The organism is Pseudomonas sp. SWRI111, assembly GCF_014268555.1.
In the GTDB taxonomy this organism is placed as follows: Bacteria; Pseudomonadota; Gammaproteobacteria; order Pseudomonadales; family Pseudomonadaceae; genus Aquipseudomonas; species Aquipseudomonas hamedanensis.
Genome location: NZ_JABWQQ010000016.1, coordinates 51,983 through 67,542, shown reverse-complemented (window position 1 = coordinate 67,542; position 15,560 = coordinate 51,983). Strand labels below are relative to the sequence as shown.

General features: G+C 58.5%; 13 protein-coding genes. 2 read left to right on the top strand and 11 right to left on the bottom strand.

All coding sequences use genetic code 11. The features are described from left to right. Positions 1–54: 54 nt before the first annotated feature. The 11 genes from lpxD to rpsB form a co-directional block, all read right to left on the bottom strand. Positions 55–1,110 (bottom strand): UDP-3-O-(3-hydroxymyristoyl)glucosamine N-acyltransferase, encoded by a 1,056-nt coding sequence (gene lpxD, locus HU755_RS18565; RefSeq protein ID WP_186635257.1) that lies wholly within the window; start codon positions 1,108–1,110, stop codon positions 55–57. A 3-nt stretch (positions 1,111–1,113) separates the two neighbouring features. Further along, complete coding sequence (locus tag HU755_RS18560) at positions 1,114–1,617, bottom strand: OmpH family outer membrane protein (RefSeq protein ID WP_003222140.1); 504 nt, start codon at positions 1,615–1,617, stop codon at positions 1,114–1,116. A 45-nt stretch (positions 1,618–1,662) separates the two neighbouring features. After that, complete coding sequence (gene bamA, locus HU755_RS18555; RefSeq protein ID WP_186550184.1) at positions 1,663–4,038, bottom strand: outer membrane protein assembly factor BamA; 2,376 nt, start codon at positions 4,036–4,038, stop codon at positions 1,663–1,665. 74 nt (positions 4,039–4,112) lie between these two features. Then, positions 4,113–5,465 (bottom strand): sigma E protease regulator RseP, encoded by a 1,353-nt coding sequence (rseP, locus tag HU755_RS18550; protein WP_186635254.1) that lies wholly within the window; start codon positions 5,463–5,465, stop codon positions 4,113–4,115. A gap of 54 nt (positions 5,466–5,519) precedes the next feature. Further along, positions 5,520–6,710 (bottom strand): 1-deoxy-D-xylulose-5-phosphate reductoisomerase, encoded by a 1,191-nt coding sequence (ispC, locus tag HU755_RS18545; protein WP_186635251.1) that lies wholly within the window; start codon positions 6,708–6,710, stop codon positions 5,520–5,522. Beyond that, on the bottom strand, positions 6,707–7,513 hold the full coding sequence (locus tag HU755_RS18540) for a phosphatidate cytidylyltransferase (RefSeq protein WP_186550178.1): 807 nt from the start codon (positions 7,511–7,513) through the stop codon (positions 6,707–6,709). Before HU755_RS18540 ends, ispC begins: the two co-directional genes overlap by 4 nt. After that, positions 7,513–8,268 (bottom strand): polyprenyl diphosphate synthase, encoded by a 756-nt coding sequence (gene uppS / locus HU755_RS18535; RefSeq protein ID WP_186550176.1) that lies wholly within the window; start codon positions 8,266–8,268, stop codon positions 7,513–7,515. Before uppS ends, HU755_RS18540 begins: the two co-directional genes overlap by 1 nt. Before the next feature lie 14 nt (positions 8,269–8,282). After that, the gene (gene frr / locus HU755_RS18530; RefSeq protein WP_186635248.1) at positions 8,283–8,840 is read right to left on the bottom strand and encodes a ribosome recycling factor; all 558 of its coding nucleotides are present in this window, start codon (positions 8,838–8,840) and stop codon (positions 8,283–8,285) included. After that, a complete protein-coding gene (pyrH, locus tag HU755_RS18525) occupies positions 8,837–9,580 on the bottom strand; it encodes a UMP kinase (protein WP_003222124.1) in 744 nt (247 codons plus the stop codon). The genes frr and pyrH overlap by 4 nt, the downstream gene beginning before the upstream one ends. A gap of 209 nt (positions 9,581–9,789) precedes the next feature. Continuing rightward, positions 9,790–10,653: a translation elongation factor Ts gene (gene tsf, locus HU755_RS18520; protein ID WP_186533160.1), complete on the bottom strand. Its 864-nt coding sequence runs from the start codon at positions 10,651–10,653 to the stop codon at positions 9,790–9,792. A gap of 190 nt (positions 10,654–10,843) precedes the next feature. Next, positions 10,844–11,581: a 30S ribosomal protein S2 gene (gene rpsB, locus HU755_RS18515; RefSeq protein WP_186533161.1), complete on the bottom strand. Its 738-nt coding sequence runs from the start codon at positions 11,579–11,581 to the stop codon at positions 10,844–10,846. Positions 11,582–11,954: 373 nt separating this feature from the next. Between rpsB and map the strand changes: the two genes are divergently transcribed. Then, entirely contained in the window at positions 11,955–12,737 is a 783-nt protein-coding gene (map, locus tag HU755_RS18510) for a type I methionyl aminopeptidase (protein ID WP_186620945.1), read from the top strand. Between the two features lie 41 nt (positions 12,738–12,778). After that, positions 12,779–15,481, top strand: coding sequence for a [protein-PII] uridylyltransferase (locus HU755_RS18505; protein WP_186550170.1), 2,703 nt, complete (start codon positions 12,779–12,781; stop codon positions 15,479–15,481). The last annotated feature ends 79 nt before the right edge of the window (positions 15,482–15,560 follow it).

Genomic DNA, 15,560 nt, shown 5'->3' with positions numbered 1-15,560 from the left:
TAGCAAATCAAGGAGGCAGTCTAGAGGCTGTGCACACTTGATATGGAAATGGTATCAGCCATCAGATGAAGCATTACCGTCAGGGGTCACTTCCCCGACGCGCTTTTCCAGCTGTTTCAACCGTCGCGCGATGTCATCGAGCTGACGAATGCGGGCCGCGCTTTTGCGCCATTCGGCCGCCGGTTGCATGGCTGTACCGGATGAGTAAGCGCCCGGCTCGGTAATCGAGTGGGTCACCATGGTCATCCCGGTCAGGAAAACGTTGTCGCAAATGTCAATGTGGCCGACCAGACCGACACCACCGGCGAGCATGCAGTGCTTACCGATTTTGGTGCTGCCGGAAATGCCGACACAGGCGGCCATGGCGGTGTGATCACCGACCTGGACGTTGTGCGCAATCTGGATCTGGTTGTCGAGCTTCACGCCATTGCCAATCACGGTATCGGCCAGCGCGCCGCGGTCGATGGCGGTGTTCACGCCGATCTCGACATCGTCGCCGATGGTCACGCCACCAATCTGGGCAATTTTCTGCCAGACGCCTTTCTCATTGGCAAAACCGAAACCTTCGCCGCCGAGCACCGCACCGGACTGGATGACCACGCGTTTGCCGATGCGCACATCGTGATACAGCGTCACGCGCGGCGCGAGCCAGCCACCTTCGCCGATTTCACTGCGAGCACCGACGACGCAATGCGCGCCCAGCGTCACGTTTGCGCCAATCCGCGCGCCGGCTTCGATCACCACGAACGGGCCGATGCTGGCACTTGGATCGACTACCGCGTCCGCTGCAATCACCGCTGTCGAATGTATCCCCGCAGCCGCTTTTGGTTTCGGATCGAACAAATGCGAGATACGCGCGTAAGCCAGATAAGGATCCGGCACCACCAACGCATTTCCGGCAAAACCTTCAGCGTCGGCTTCCTTGAGCAGCAGTGCAGCCGCCTGCGAACCGGCCAGGTATTTGCGGTATTGGGGATTTGCCAGAAAGCTCAACTGAGCTGGGCCAGCCTCTTGCAAAGTGGCTAGCCCAGTAATTTGCTTCTCCGGGTCGCCACGCAGGGTGGCGCCGAGGTACTCGGCCAACTGGCCGAGCTTGATAGTCACGGTCATGGGTTACTTCAGCTGATTCATGCGCTCGATAACCTGGCGCGTGATGTCGTACTGAGGCTTGACATCGATCACTGCGCCACGCTCGAACACCAGGTCAAAACCACCTTTCTTGATGACTTCTTCCACAGCGCTGTCCAGCTTCGGCTTCAGTTGCTTGAGCATTTCGCGGTCGGCAACGGCTTTGGCTTCGTTCAGTTCCTTGGACTGGAACTGGAAGTCACGGGCCTTTTGCTTGAATTCCAGCTCCAGACGCTCACGCTCGCCCTGCTGCATCTTGTCGCCACCGGCCATCAGACGGTCCTGAATGCCTTTGGCGCTGCTTTCCAGGGTTTTCAGCTTGGTCAGTTGCGGGCCGAATTTCTTCTCGGCATCCACGGCGTACTTCTTGGCCGCGTCGGATTCCAGCAAGGCCATCTGATAGTTCAGCACGGCAATTTTCATGTCGGCAAACGCCGGGCCTGCCACCAGTACGGAGGCCAGGAGAACCAATTGAGTCAACTTACGCACGATGCACTCCTACAAAATCCATTGTCGTTATCTTGGGTCAGACGCTTAGAACGTCTGGCCGAGGGAGAATTGGAACACTTGAGTTTCAGCTTCATCCGGTTTCTTGATCGGCATCGCCAGTGCGAAGCTCAGAGGACCCAGCGCGGTGACCCAGGTCACGCCGACACCGACGGAACTGGCCATGTTACTCAGGCTGATGTCATTGCACTTGGTGTTGGACGAGGAACCGTTCGCGTTCGTAGTGTCCTTGCACTGCGAGTCAAACACGTTACCGACATCCCAGAATACCGAAGTACGCAGGGAGCGCTGATCCTTGACGAATGGCAGCGGGAACAGAACTTCAACACCGCCCTGGATCAGGACGTTACCACCGAACGGCAGCGGATCCTGGTCCGGGTCCGCGATGGTCCCCGGGTTGGTGCCCCGGCTCGGCGTACTGCGCGGGCCAAGCGTACTGTCCTTGAAGCCACGTACCGAGTTGAAACCACCGGCATAGTAGTTTTCATAGAACGGCAAGCCGTCGGTCGAACCGTAGCCGTCGCCATAACCCAGCTCGGTGTGCAGACGCAGGGTGTAATTCTCAGTGATCGGCTGGAACAGCTGGCCGCGGTAATCAAGCTTGAAGAACGACAGATCGCTGCCCGGAATAGTGGATTCCAGTGTCAGGCTCTGGGAACGGCCACGGGTCGGCAGTACACCTTTGTTCAAGGTCGACTCGGACCAGCCGGCCGACGCCTTGAAGTTCAGGTAGTTATCGCCTTCCTTCTCAACGAAATCGAAAATCTCGTCAACGGTGTAGCGACCGGTGTTGATCTTGTCCTGCTGGGCCGACAGACCGAAGGTCAGACGCGAAGTCTCGCTGATCGGGTAACCGACGTTGACGCCAGCACCCAGACTGTCGACCGCATAGCTCGAAATATCGGCGTCGAGTTCATCATAGTCAGTGGTGCGATAGAACGCGTTGTAACCCAGGCTCACGCCATCGGCAGTCCAGTAGGGGTCAACGTAGCCGAAGTTGTAGCGGCTCTGGTATTCGCTGCGGGTCAGACCTACGCTGACGCGGTTACCGGTGCCGAGGAAGTTGTTCTGGGTGATCGAACCACCCAGAATCAGACCGGCACTCTGGGCGAAACCGACGCTGGCGGTGATCGAGCCGGACGCCTGTTCTTCAACGGCGTAGTTCACGTCAACCTGGTCGTCGACACCTGGCACGGCCGGAGTTTCAACGTTGACTTCCTTGAAGAAGCCCAGACGTTCCAGACGGGTCTTGGACTGGTCGATCAAATAGGTCGAAGCCCAGCCACCTTCCATCTGACGCATTTCACGACGCAGCACTTCGTCCTCGGACTTGGTGTTGCCACGGAAGTTGATGCGGTTGACGTAGGCACGCTTGCCCGGATCAACAGCGAACAGGATGTCCACGGTGTGGTCGTCGTCATGCGGCTGAGGCACGCCGTTGACGTTGGCGAAGGTGTAACCCTCGTTACCCAGGCGACGGGTGATCAGTTCGGAGGTGGTGGTCATCAGCTTGCGCGAGAACACCTGGCCCTTCTGCACCAGCAGCAGGGACTTGATCTGGTCTTCCGGGACTTTCAGGTCACCGCTGAGCTTGACGTCACGAACGGTGTACTTCTCGCCTTCCGTCACGTTGACAGTGATGTAGACGTGCTTCTTGTCCGGGGTAATCGATACCTGGGTCGAAGCGATGTCCATGTTGATATAGCCACGGTCCAGGTAGTAGGAACGCAGACGCTCCAGGTCACCGGACAGTTTTTCACGGGCGTACTTGTCATCGTTCTTGAAGAACGACAGCCAGTTGGTGGTTTTCAGTTCGAACAGGTCGGTCAGGTCTTCCTCGGGGAACACCGTGTTGCCCACCACGTTGATGTGCTGGATGGCGGCAACGGTACCTTCGTTGATCTTCACTTTCAGACCGACGCGGTTACGCGGCTGCGACACCACTTCGGTGTCAACGGTCGCCGAGTAGCGACCTTGCGCGACGTACTGACGTTGCAGTTCGTTACGCACGCCTTCGAGGGTGGCACGCTGGAAGATCTCGCCTTCGGCCAGACCGGACTGCTTGAGGCCCTTCATCAGGTCTTCGGTCGAGATCGCCTTGTTGCCTTCGATCTCGATACTGGCGACCGATGGACGCTCGACCACGGTGATGACCAGAACGTTGCCTTCGCGGCCCAGCTGGATATCTTGAAAGAAACCGGTTTTGAACAACGCACGAGTGGATTCCACCAGGCGACGATCATCCGCCTGCTCGCCGACGTTCAACGGCAAGGCACCAAAGACGCTACCCGCGGAGACCCGCTGGAGGCCATTGACGCGAATATCAGAGATAGTGAAGGACTCGGCGTGAACTTCGGCGATCATCAATACGGTGAGAACCGCAGTTAGCAGCAGACGTTTCATGAAGTCCTTTCTTATTCCAACTGGCAATAAACAAACTGCCGCAAAATGCGGCAGATTCGCAATTCAGCGAAGCGTTACAGACGACCCAGATCGTTGACCAGAGCAAGCAACATCACCCCGACCACCAAACTGATACCGATCTGTATCCCCCAACCTTGCACCCGATCCGACAAGGGGCGACCACGCACCCACTCGATCAGATAAAACAACAAATGCCCCCCATCCAGTACCGGGATGGGCAGCAAATTCAGAACCCCCAGGCTAATACTCAGATAAGCAAGGAAATTCAGGAAATCAGCGACGCCCGACTGGGCAGAAGCGCCCGCCACTTTAGCAATGGTTATCGGTCCACTCAAGTTTTTTACCGAGAGCTCGCCGAAGAGCATTTTCTTCAGTGAATCCAGCGTCAGAATGCTCATGGTCCAAGTGCGACGGGCGCCCTCGCCAATCGCGGCCAACGGGCCATAACTGACCTCGCGGATCATTTCCGGCGGCCAGTCGATGGCTTTGACGCCAGCGCCCAGATAACCACTCGGCGATTTGCTTTCACCGCGCGCCGCCAGCGTCACCGGGACGTCGATTTGAGCACCATCGCGCTCGATGCGCAGCATGATTTTGGTATCAGGGCGCGTACGAACAGTATCGACCACTTGCTGCCAGTCGTTCAGCGCCTGACCGTCGAGGGCCAGCAAGCGATCACCGGTCTTCAGCCCGGCCGCCTGCGCCGGGCCTTTCGGATCGAGCTCAGCAAGCACTGGTGGCAACGCCGGACGCCATGGGCGAATGCCGAGCGAACGAATCGGATCCGGCTCGTCGGCACCTTTGAGCCAGTTATCCAGGGCCAGTTCACGGGGCGAGTCAGCGGTTGAACCCTGCTCGCGCACGACCACTTGCACCGAACCGCTTTCACCAAGACGACGGACCAGCTGCAAATTCACCGCCGCCCAGCCGGATGTCGGTTCACCATCGATGGCAACGATTTCCTGACCCGAGGTCAAACCCGCCTTCGCGGCGATGCTGCCGGACTCGACAGCCCCGATGACCGGGCGCACCTGCTCGCTGCCAAGCATCGCCAGCACCCAAAAGAACACCAACGCCAAAAGGAAGTTGGCGATCGGACCGGCGGCGACAATGGCGATGCGCTGACGCACGGACTTGCGATTGAACGACTGATCGAGCTGATCGACCGGCACTTCGCCTTCGCGCTCGTCGAGCATCTTGACGTAGCCGCCCAGCGGGATCGCCGCCACGACGAACTCGGTGCCTTGCTTGTCGTGCCAGCGCAGCAGCGGCATGCCAAAGCCCACGGAAAAACGCAGGACCTTGACGCCACAGCGACGCGCGACCCAGAAGTGGCCGAATTCGTGAAAAGTGACCAACACTCCCAAGGCGATCAGGGTGCCGGCAATCATATAGAGCGCGCTCATCTACTTTCTCCGCAATCCTGTTCAGTGTCGCGTGCAGCCATTGTGTTGCTGATTCTATCGGCCGTGCCGACTCAACCATTGTTCCGCCAGCACTCGCGCCTTGGCGTCCGCCGTGAACACGGCATCGAGATCATCCAGCGCGACCACCGGTTCGAGATTCAGGACCTCCTCGATGATACTCGCGATTTCCGGGTAGCGAACCCGTCCGTCGAGAAACGCCGCCACCGCCACCTCGTTGGCCGCATTAAGCATCGCTGGCGCACTGTCACCGGCTTCGGCGGCCTGACGCGCCAGACGCAGACAAGGAAAACGCTGCTCATCCGGCGCTTCGAAATCCAGTCGCGCAATGGCAAACAGATCCAGCGGTGCCACACCGGAGTCGATACGCTGCGGCCACGCCAGGGCATTGGCAATCGGCGTGCGCATGTCGGGATTACCCAATTGCGCCAACACCGAGCCATCCACATAGTCGACCAGCGAATGAATGACGCTCTGCGGATGGATCACCACTTCAACCTGCGAAGGCTTGGCATCGAACAGCCAGCAGGCCTCGATCAGCTCAAGCCCCTTATTCATCATGCTCGCCGAATCCACGGAGATCTTGCGCCCCATGGACCAGTTCGGATGCGCACAGGCCTGCTCAGGTGAAACATGCACCAGCTCAGCCATCGGCGTCTGCCGGAAGGGGCCGCCAGAAGCTGTAAGTAAAATCCTTCGCACACCTACCGAACTCAAGCCACGCGCAAAATCCTGCGGCATGCACTGAAAAATCGCATTGTGCTCACTGTCGATTGGCAGCAGCACCGAACCGCTCTTGCGCACTGCCTGCATGAACAGAGCGCCGGACATCACCAGCGCTTCCTTGTTGGCGAGCAGGATCTTCTTGCCCGCCTCGACCGCCGCCAGCGTCGGACGCAGGCCCGCAGCGCCGACAATCGCCGCCATCACCGCGTCGACTTCAGTAGCAGAGGCAACCTCGCACAACCCCTCCTCCCCGACCAGCACGCGGGTGGAAAGCCCGGCGGCGCGCAGATCATCCTGCAATCGGCGTGCAGCCTCGATGTGCGGCACCACGGCAAATTGCGGCACATGACGCACGCACAAGGCGAACAATTCATTCAGGCGAGTAAAACCACTCAGCGCGAATACCTGATAACGCTCAGGATGACGGGCAATGACATCAAGGGTGCTCAGACCGATCGAGCCAGTGGCCCCGAGCACCGTAATCTGTTGTGGTCGAGTCACGGTGCAGCCATCCACAGCAGGACGGCAAACAGCGGAATGGCCGCGGTCAGGCTGTCGATGCGATCCAGCACACCGCCGTGACCGGGCAGCAGGTTACTGCTGTCCTTGATGCCGGACTGGCGCTTGAACATGCTTTCAGTGAGGTCGCCGACAACCGAGATGAAGACGATCAGCGCGGCGCCAATCAAGCCTTTAAGCAGTTCGGCGACGGTCCAGTCGCGCACCAGCCCGACGATGGCGGTGATCACCAGACTCAGCGCCAGACCACCGTAAACGCCTTCCCAGCTTTTACCCGGGCTGACCTGCGGCGCCAGTTTGCGCTTGCCGAATTTGCGACCGGAGAAATACGCACCGATGTCCGCCCCCCAGACCAGCACCATCACCGCCATGATCAGCCAGTTGCCCAGCGGGTACTGCTTGATCTGCACCAGTCCTTGCCACGCAGGCAGCAGAATCAGCAAGCCGATCATCAGTTTGGTGGCGGCACTGGACCAGCGCTTGCTGGAGTGCGGATAGGTCAGCACCAGGTACGTCGCGACAGCCCACCACAGCACCGACGCCCCCAGCACCCACGGCGCGAGACCGGGCAGCACGTACATGACGAACAGCATCAGGGCGACGACGGCTGCAAAGCCGACACGGAACGATTGCGCGGTGAAGCCCGCAAGACGCGCCCACTCCCAGGCGCCAAGACTCACCACCAGACCAATGAACAGGGCGAAACCGGAGCCCTTGAGCAGGAAAAACCCGCACAAGGCGATCGGCAGCAGGATCAGCGCAGTGATGATTCGTTGTTTAAGCATTAAACCCGGGCTCCAGCTTCGATCTGCTCGCTCGTTTTACCGAACCGACGCTGACGCGAAGCGAAATCAGCCAGCGCATTGCGCATGGCCTCGTGTTTGAAGTCCGGCCAGAACAGGTCGGAGAAGTACAGCTCGGCATAGGCAAGCTGCCACAGCAGGAAATTGCTGATGCGGTGCTCGCCACCGGTGCGGATGCACAGGTCAGGCAATGGCAAGTCACCGGTGGCCAGACAGGTTTGCAGCAGATCCGGCGTGATGTCCTCCGGACGCAGGTGCCCGGCCTGAACCTCACGCGCCAGACGCTGAGCCGCCTGCGCGATATCCCACTGACCGCCATAGTTGGCCGCGATCTGCAGGATAAAACGATTGGCACCGGCCGTCATGGCTTCGGCCTCGCGCATTGCCGCCTGAAGCTCAGGATGAAAGCGCGAGCGATCGCCAATGATGCGCAAACTGATGTTGTTGTCGTTGAGGCGCTTGGCCTCACGACGCAAGGCCTTGAAGAACAGATCCATCAAGGCACTGACTTCATCGGCCGGGCGCTGCCAGTTTTCACTGGAAAAGGCGAACAGGGTCAACACTTCAACCTTGGCCTCGGCACACACCTCAATCACCGCCCGCACAGCATCCACGCCCGCTTTATGCCCGGCGACACCCGGCATAAAGCGTTTTTTCGCCCAGCGATTGTTGCCATCCATGATGATCGCGACATGGCGCGGCACCGCGGACGGCGCAGACTGCTTGGTCTTGTCCATTTAACGCTCGACCCTTATACGGCCATCAGGTCTTTTTCTTTCTCTTCCGTAGCCTTGGTGATCTGGGCCTCGGATTCTTTGGTCAGCTTGTCGATATCGGCGATGGCACGACGCTCTTCGTCTTCGCTGATTTCCTTGTCCTTGACCAGTTTCTTCAGCTCACCCAAGGCATCGCGACGAATATTGCGCACGGCAACACGCGCGTCTTCGGCGGCGCTGCGGGCCTGCTTGGTGAAACCTTTACGAGTCTCCTCGGTCAGGGCCGGCATCGGGATCAGCAGCAACTCGCCCAGGTTGGTCGGGTTGAGGTTCAAACCGGCGCTCTGGATCGCCTTGTCGACGGCCGCGAGCATATTGCGCTCGAACGCCACGACTTGCAGGGTGCGCGAATCCTTCACGGTAACGTTGGCAACGCTGCTCAACGGGGTGTCAGTGCCGTAGTAAGGCACCATCACGCTGCCGAGGATGCTCGGGTGAGCCTTGCCGGTGCGAATCTGGCCGAATGCATGGCTCAGAGATTCCAGGGATTTCTGCATACGCGCTTGGGCGTCTTTCTTGATTTCGTTGATCATTGTTGGCCTTCCTCGATCAAAGTCCCTTCAGCGCCGCCGTGTACGATGTTCAGCAGGGCGCCGGGTTTGTTCATGTTGAATACGCGCAGCGGCATCTTGTGATCGCGGCACAGGCAAATAGCGGTCAGGTCCATTACACCCAGCTTGCGATCCAGCACTTCATCATAAGTCAGATGATCGAACTTCTCGGCATGCGGGTCTTTGAACGGGTCAGCGGTGTAGACGCCGTCGACCTTGGTCGCCTTGAGCACGACATCGGCATCGATTTCGATTGCGCGCAGGCACGCTGCCGAATCGGTGGTGAAAAACGGATTGCCGGTACCGGCGGCGAAGATCACCACATCCTTGGAGTTCAGGTGGCGCATGGCTTTGCGGCGATCATAGTGATCGGTCACACCCACCATGGAAATGGCCGACATGACGATGGCCGAGATATTGGCACGTTCCAGCGCGTCGCGCATGGCCAGGGCGTTCATCACAGTGGCCAGCATGCCCATGTGGTCGCCTGTAACCCGATCCATGCCGGCTTTGCTCAAGGCTTCGCCGCGGAACAGGTTGCCACCGCCGATCACCAGACCGACCTGCACACCGATGCCGACCAGTTGGCCGACTTCCAGTGCCATCCGATCCAGCACTTTTGGATCGATCCCGAACTCTTCCGAGCCCATCAGGGCTTCGCCGCTAAGCTTGAGTAGAATGCGTTTATAGCGAGCCTGATAACCACTGCCCTGCTGAGCCATTGCGAATCTCTCCTGCGGCGTATTAAAAAATTCTTTGCGAGCTGTTTACAGCTGGCGTTCACTCTAGCTTGGCGCTGCTGCAGCGCCATCGGAACATGGCTTTGTAAGTCAGTTCCGGGTGGAAACCAAATAAAAATTGGTAACCCATCTGAAAAGAGGCTGCGCGCGTAAGCGGGCAGCCTCTCTCGGGCGACAGTTGAAAAACCGTCTTATTGCTTGGCGGCAGCCAGCTGGGCAGCAACTTCTTCAGCGAAGTTGTCGACCGGCTTCTCGATGCCGTCACCTACTTTGTAGTAAGTGAAGGAGACGATTTCTGCGCCGCCTTTCTTGGCCAGCTCGCCGACCTTGATTTCAGGGTTCTTGACGAACGCCTGCTCAACCAGGCTAGCTTCTGCCAGGAACTTGCTGATACGGCCCTTGACCATATTCTCAACAATGTTTTCTGGCTTGCCTTTGATTTTCTCTTCGTTCAGCTGCAGGAACACAGCTTTTTCACGCTCGATCGCTTCAGCCGAAACTTGCGAAGGCAGCAGGAACTCAGGGTTGCTTGCCGCTACGTGCATCGCGATGTCTTTGGCCAGCTCGACGTCGCCGCCTTTCAGAGCGACAACAACACCGATCTTGTTGCCGTGCAGGTACGAACCTACAACGTCACCTTCAATGCGGGTCAGACGACGAATGTTGACGTTTTCGCCTACTTTGCCAACCAGTGCTTCGCGAGCAGATTCTTGAGCGGCGATCAGCGGAGCAGCGTCGGTCAGCTTGTCAGCGAAGGCTTTTTCAACGCTGTCAGCAACGAAGTTCTTGAAGTCGTCTTGCAGAGCGAGGAAGTCGGTCTGCGAGTTCACTTCCAGGATAACGGCAGCTTTACCGTCGTCCTTGATTGCGATTGCGCCTTCAGCGGCAACGTTGCCCGCTTTTTTCGCAGCCTTGATCGCGCCCGAAGCACGCATGTCATCAATGGCTTTTTCGATGTCGCCGTCAGCCTTTTCCAGGGCTTTCTTGCAATCCATCATGCCTTCGCCGGTACGCTCGCGCAGTTCTTTGACCAACGCTGCAGTAATTGCTGCCATTTTCAAATTCCTCTTGGATAGGTTTTCAACCATTCCACCCGACCGAACGGGCGTTCAATTCTTCCCGAACCACCCTTGTTAGCTGCCGCACATTACAAACAGAGACGTGGGCGCCGACAAATGGTTTTCGAGGTGGCAAAAAGGGGGCCAAGCCCCCTTTTTGCTTACTGAGTCAACGCCAGGGCGTCAATTACTCAGCTGCAGCCTGAGTTTCTTCAGCTGCGAATTCAACAGTACCGCCAGCATTGTTGTTGCGACCGCGGATAACTGCGTCAGCCATCGAACCCATGTACAGCTGGATGGCGCGGATGGCGTCATCGTTGCCTGGGATGATGTAGTCAACGCCTTCCGGGCTGCTGTTGGTATCGACAACGCCGATGACCGGAATGCCCAGCTTGTTGGCTTCGGTGATCGCGATGCGCTCGTGGTCAACGTCGATCACGAACAGTGCGTCTGGCAGACCGCCCATGTCCTTGATACCGCCCAGCGAACGATCCAGCTTCTCAAGATCGCGAGTGCGCATCAGCGCTTCTTTCTTGGTCAGCTTGGCGAAAGTACCGTCTTCGGCTTGAACTTCAAGGTCACGCAGACGCTTGATGGAAGCACGAATGGTCTTGAAGTTGGTCAGCATGCCGCCCAACCAGCGGTGATCGACGTACGGCGAACCGCAACGTGCTGCTTCTTCAGCAACGATCTTGCCAGCGGAACGCTTGGTGCCGACGAACAGAATCTTGTTTTTGCCCTGGGCCAGACGCTCTACGAAAGTCAGAGCTTCGTTGAACATTGGCAGGGTTTTTTCAAGGTTGATGATGTGAATCTTGTTACGCGCGCCGAAAATGTATTTACCCATTTTCGGATTCCAGTAACGGGTTTGGTGACCGAAGTGCACACCGGCCTTCAGCATATCGCGCATGTTGACTTGGGACATGATAGTTCCTTGATAAGTCGGGTTTGGCCTCCACGTATCCCAATGACCAACCAGAGGCATAAAAGCCCAAGGCACCCAGGTCATCGTGTCGACACGTGTGTGGATTTAAGCTTTTCGGGGCATCCCCGGAAAGCGGCGCATTTTATACCACAGGGTGCGCAAAAACGGAACCCGGAATATCTAACGGTACCGGGACACAGACGCAGCCCCCTTGGAATCGGCCTGATGCCCACCATTGTATAGACAGAAGCGATGCACGCAGGCGCGGATTTGCACCTTCCGTCTGTTAGAATCGCGTTTTTCAGGGTCGCCAAATGCACACGTGCCACCCTATTTGTATCAGCAAGCGCCGCCGAGCGCAGAGAGAGCCTGTATGACCGTCAACCTCAAAACCCCCGAGGACATCGCTGGCATGCGTGTCGCCGGCAAACTGGCCGCCGATGTGCTGGAAATGATTGCCGAACATGTCAAACCGGGCGTGACCACCGATCAGTTGAATCAGATCTGCCACGACTATATCGTCAATGTGCAGCAGGCCATCCCTGCCCCGCTCAACTACAAGGGTTACCCGAAGTCGATCTGCACCTCGATCAACCATGTGGTCTGCCATGGCATCCCGAACGACAAGCCACTGAAAAACGGCGATACCCTGAACATTGACGTCACGGTGATCAAGGACGGCTACCACGGCGACACCAGCCGCATGTTCCATGTCGGCGAGGTGCCGGTGTGGGCCGAGCGCCTGTCGCAAGTCACTCAGGAATGCATGTACAAGGCGATCGAGATCGTCAAACCCGGCTGCCGCCTCGGCGACATCGGCGAAGTGATTCAGAAGCACGCGGAAAAGAACGGTTTTTCGGTAGTTCGCGAGTTCTGCGGCCATGGCATCGGCAAGGTATTCCACGAAGAACCGCAGATCCTGCATTACGGTCGCGCGGGCACCGGCATGGAACTGAAAGCCGGCATGACCTTCACCATCGAGCCGATGATCAACCAAGGCAAGGCCGACACCAAGGTACTGGGCGACGGCTGGACCGCGATTACCAAGGACCGCAAGCTCTCGGCGCAGTGGGAACACACCCTGCTGGTCACCGACACGGGCTACGAGATCTTCACCCTGCGCAGCGACGACACCATCGCGCGCGTCTCGGCCTGATACACCCAACGCTCCCAGCCTTATAGAAGGAAAGCCAATCGATGCCGCAGGTGGATCCCGAACTCTTCGACCGCGGCCAGTTCCAGGCTGAACTGGCGCTCAAAGCGAGTCCTATCGCGGCGTTCAAGAAGGCGATCCGCCAGGCTCGCGAGGTTCTTGACGCGCGCTTTCGCAGCGGCCGCGACATCCGTCGGCTGATCGAAGACCGCGCCTGGTTCGTCGACAACATCCTGCAAAAGGCCTGGGACCAGTTCAACTGGAGCGAAGACGCCGACATCGCGCTGGTCGCGGTCGGCGGCTACGGCCGGGGCGAACTGCACCCCTATTCCGATATCGACTTGCTGATCCTGCTGGACAGCGCCGATCACGAAGTTTTCCGCGATTCCATCGAGCGTTTTCTGACGCTGTTGTGGGACATCGGCCTGGAGGTCGGTCAAAGCGTGCGCTCGGTCGATGAATGTGCCGTTGAGGCCCGTGCCGACCTGACCGTGGTCACCAACCTCATGGAAAGCCGCACCATCTGCGGCCCGGAGCGCCTGCGCCAGCGCATGCTCGAGGTCACCAGCACCGCACACATGTGGCCAGCCAAGGAGTTTTTTCTCGCCAAGCATGCCGAACAGAAGGCCCGTCACCACAAGTACAACGACACCGAGTACAACCTGGAGCCCAACGTCAAAGGCTCGCCCGGTGGCCTGCGCGATATCCAGACGATTCTCTGGGTCGCCCGCCGTCAGTACGGCACCCTTAACCTGCGCGCCCTCGCCGGCGAAGGTTTTTTGGTCGAAAGCGAGAACGCCCTGCTTGCCTCTTCCCAGGAATTTCTGTGGAAAGTGCGCTATGCCCTGCACATGCTTGCCGGCCGTTCCGAAGATCGCTTGTTGTTCGATCATCAGCGCACCATTGCCGGCCTGCTCGGTTTTGAAGGTGACGACGCCAAACAGGCGGTCGAAAACTTCATGCAGCAGTACTTCCGCACGGTGATGAGCATTGCGCAACTGAGTGACCTGATCATTCAGCATTTCGAGGAAGTCATTCTCGCCCCGGAAGACGAGGCGCCGCCGCAGCCGATTAACGCGCGCTTCCAGTTGCACGACGGCTACATCGAGGCACGCAACGACAACGTGTTCCGCCGCACGCCGTTCGCCATGCTCGAAATCTTCGTGCTGATGGCCCAGCAGCCGGAAATCAAAGGCGTGCGCGCCGACACCATCCGTCTGCTTCGCGAGCATCGTCACCTGATCGACGACAACTTCCGCAACGACATTCGCAACACCAGCCTGTTTATCGAGCTGTTCAAGTGCAAGATCGGTATCCACCGCAATCTGCGGCGGATGAACCGATATGGCATTCTCGGGCGTTATCTGCCGGAGTTCGGTTTTATCGTCGGGCAGATGCAGCACGACCTGTTCCACATTTATACGGTCGATGCGCACACGCTGAATTTGATCAAGCACCTGCGCAAACTGCAGTACACGCAGGTCTCGGAGAAATTTCCGCTCGCGGCCAAGCTCATGGCCAAGCTGCCCAAGCCCGAACTCATTTACATGGCTGGCCTCTACCATGACATTGGCAAGGGCCGGCATGGTGACCACTCGGAAATCGGCGCGGTCGATGCCGAAGCATTCTGTCAGCGCCACCAACTGCCGGTGTGGGACAGCCGCCTGATCGTCTGGCTGGTGCAGAACCATCTGGTGATGTCGACCACCGCCCAGCGCAAGGATCTGTCCGATCCGCAGGTGATCCATGATTTTGCCCAGGCCGTCGGCGATGAAACCCGCCTCGACTATCTCTATGTGCTGACCGTGGCCGACATCAACGCGACCAACCCGACGCTGTGGAACTCCTGGCGCGCCAGCCTGCTGCGCCAGCTCTATACCGAAACCAAGCGCGCCTTGCGCCGCGGCCTGGAGAACCCGGTGGATCGCGAAGAGCAGATTCGCCAGACCCAAAGCGCCGCACTGGACATTCTGGTGCGCGGCGGCACCGACCCGGACGATGTCGAGCAACTGTGGGCGCAACTGGGCGATGACTATTTCCTGCGGCACACCGCTGGCGACGTGGCCTGGCACAGCGATGCGATCCTGCAGCAACCGGTCAATGGCGGGCCGCTGGTGCTGATCAAGGAAACCACCCAACGCGAGTTCGAGGGTGGCACGCAAATCTTCATTTATGCACCGGACCAACACGACTTCTTTGCCGTGACCGTGGCCGCGATGGACCAGCTCAACCTGAACATTCACGACGCCCGGGTCATTACCTCGAGCAGCCAGTTCACCCTCGACACCTACATCGTGCTCGACAACGATGGCGAGTCGATTGGCGACAATCCGGTGCGGGTCAAACAGATCCGCGAAGGGCTGACCGAAGCCCTGCGCAACCCGGACGACTACCCGACGATCATCCAGCGCCGGGTGCCGCGCCAGCTCAAGCATTTTGCCTTCGCGCCACAGGTGACCATCCACAACGATGCGCAACGCCCGGTGACGGTGCTGGAATTGACCGCGCCCGATCGCCCGGGCCTGCTGGCGCGCATCGGCGGGATTTTCCTCGAGTTCGACCTGTCGCTGCAGAACGCCAAGATCGCGACCCTGGGCGAACGGGTCGAAGACGTGTTCTTTATCACCGATGCGCACAACCAGCCGCTGTCCGATCCCTTGCTGTGCAGCCGGTTGCAGGATGCGATCGTTGAACAACTTAGCGTCAATCAGGAACCGGATATCAAGCTGTCCCGAATCAGTATTTGAATTAACCCATTACCCCGGTGGGAAGGATCACTCCGATTCCAGCCTGTTAATCAAATTCCTTGTAGGAGTGAGCCTGCTC

Excerpts from the sequence above, each read along its gene's own strand:
- HU755_RS18540 (WP_186550178.1), bottom strand. The coding sequence starts at position 7,513 with ATGCTTAAACAACGAATCATCACTGCGCTGATCCTGCTGCCGATCGCC.
- bamA (WP_186550184.1), bottom strand. The coding sequence starts at position 4,038 with ATGAAACGTCTGCTGCTAACTGCGGTTCTCACCGTATTGATGATCGCC.
- lpxD (WP_186635257.1), bottom strand. The coding sequence starts at position 1,110 with ATGACCGTGACTATCAAGCTCGGCCAGTTGGCCGAGTACCTCGGCGCC.
- rpsB (WP_186533161.1), bottom strand. The coding sequence starts at position 11,581 with ATGTCCCAAGTCAACATGCGCGATATGCTGAAGGCCGGTGTGCACTTC.
- HU755_RS18505 (WP_186550170.1), top strand. The coding sequence starts at position 12,779 with ATGCCGCAGGTGGATCCCGAACTCTTCGACCGCGGCCAGTTCCAGGCT.
- pyrH (WP_003222124.1), bottom strand. The coding sequence starts at position 9,580 with ATGGCTCAGCAGGGCAGTGGTTATCAGGCTCGCTATAAACGCATTCTA.
- tsf (WP_186533160.1), bottom strand. The coding sequence starts at position 10,653 with ATGGCAGCAATTACTGCAGCGTTGGTCAAAGAACTGCGCGAGCGTACC.
- rseP (WP_186635254.1), bottom strand. The coding sequence starts at position 5,465 with ATGAGCGCGCTCTATATGATTGCCGGCACCCTGATCGCCTTGGGAGTG.
- map (WP_186620945.1), top strand. The coding sequence starts at position 11,955 with ATGACCGTCAACCTCAAAACCCCCGAGGACATCGCTGGCATGCGTGTC.
- frr (WP_186635248.1), bottom strand. The coding sequence starts at position 8,840 with ATGATCAACGAAATCAAGAAAGACGCCCAAGCGCGTATGCAGAAATCC.
- uppS (WP_186550176.1), bottom strand. The coding sequence starts at position 8,268 with ATGGACAAGACCAAGCAGTCTGCGCCGTCCGCGGTGCCGCGCCATGTC.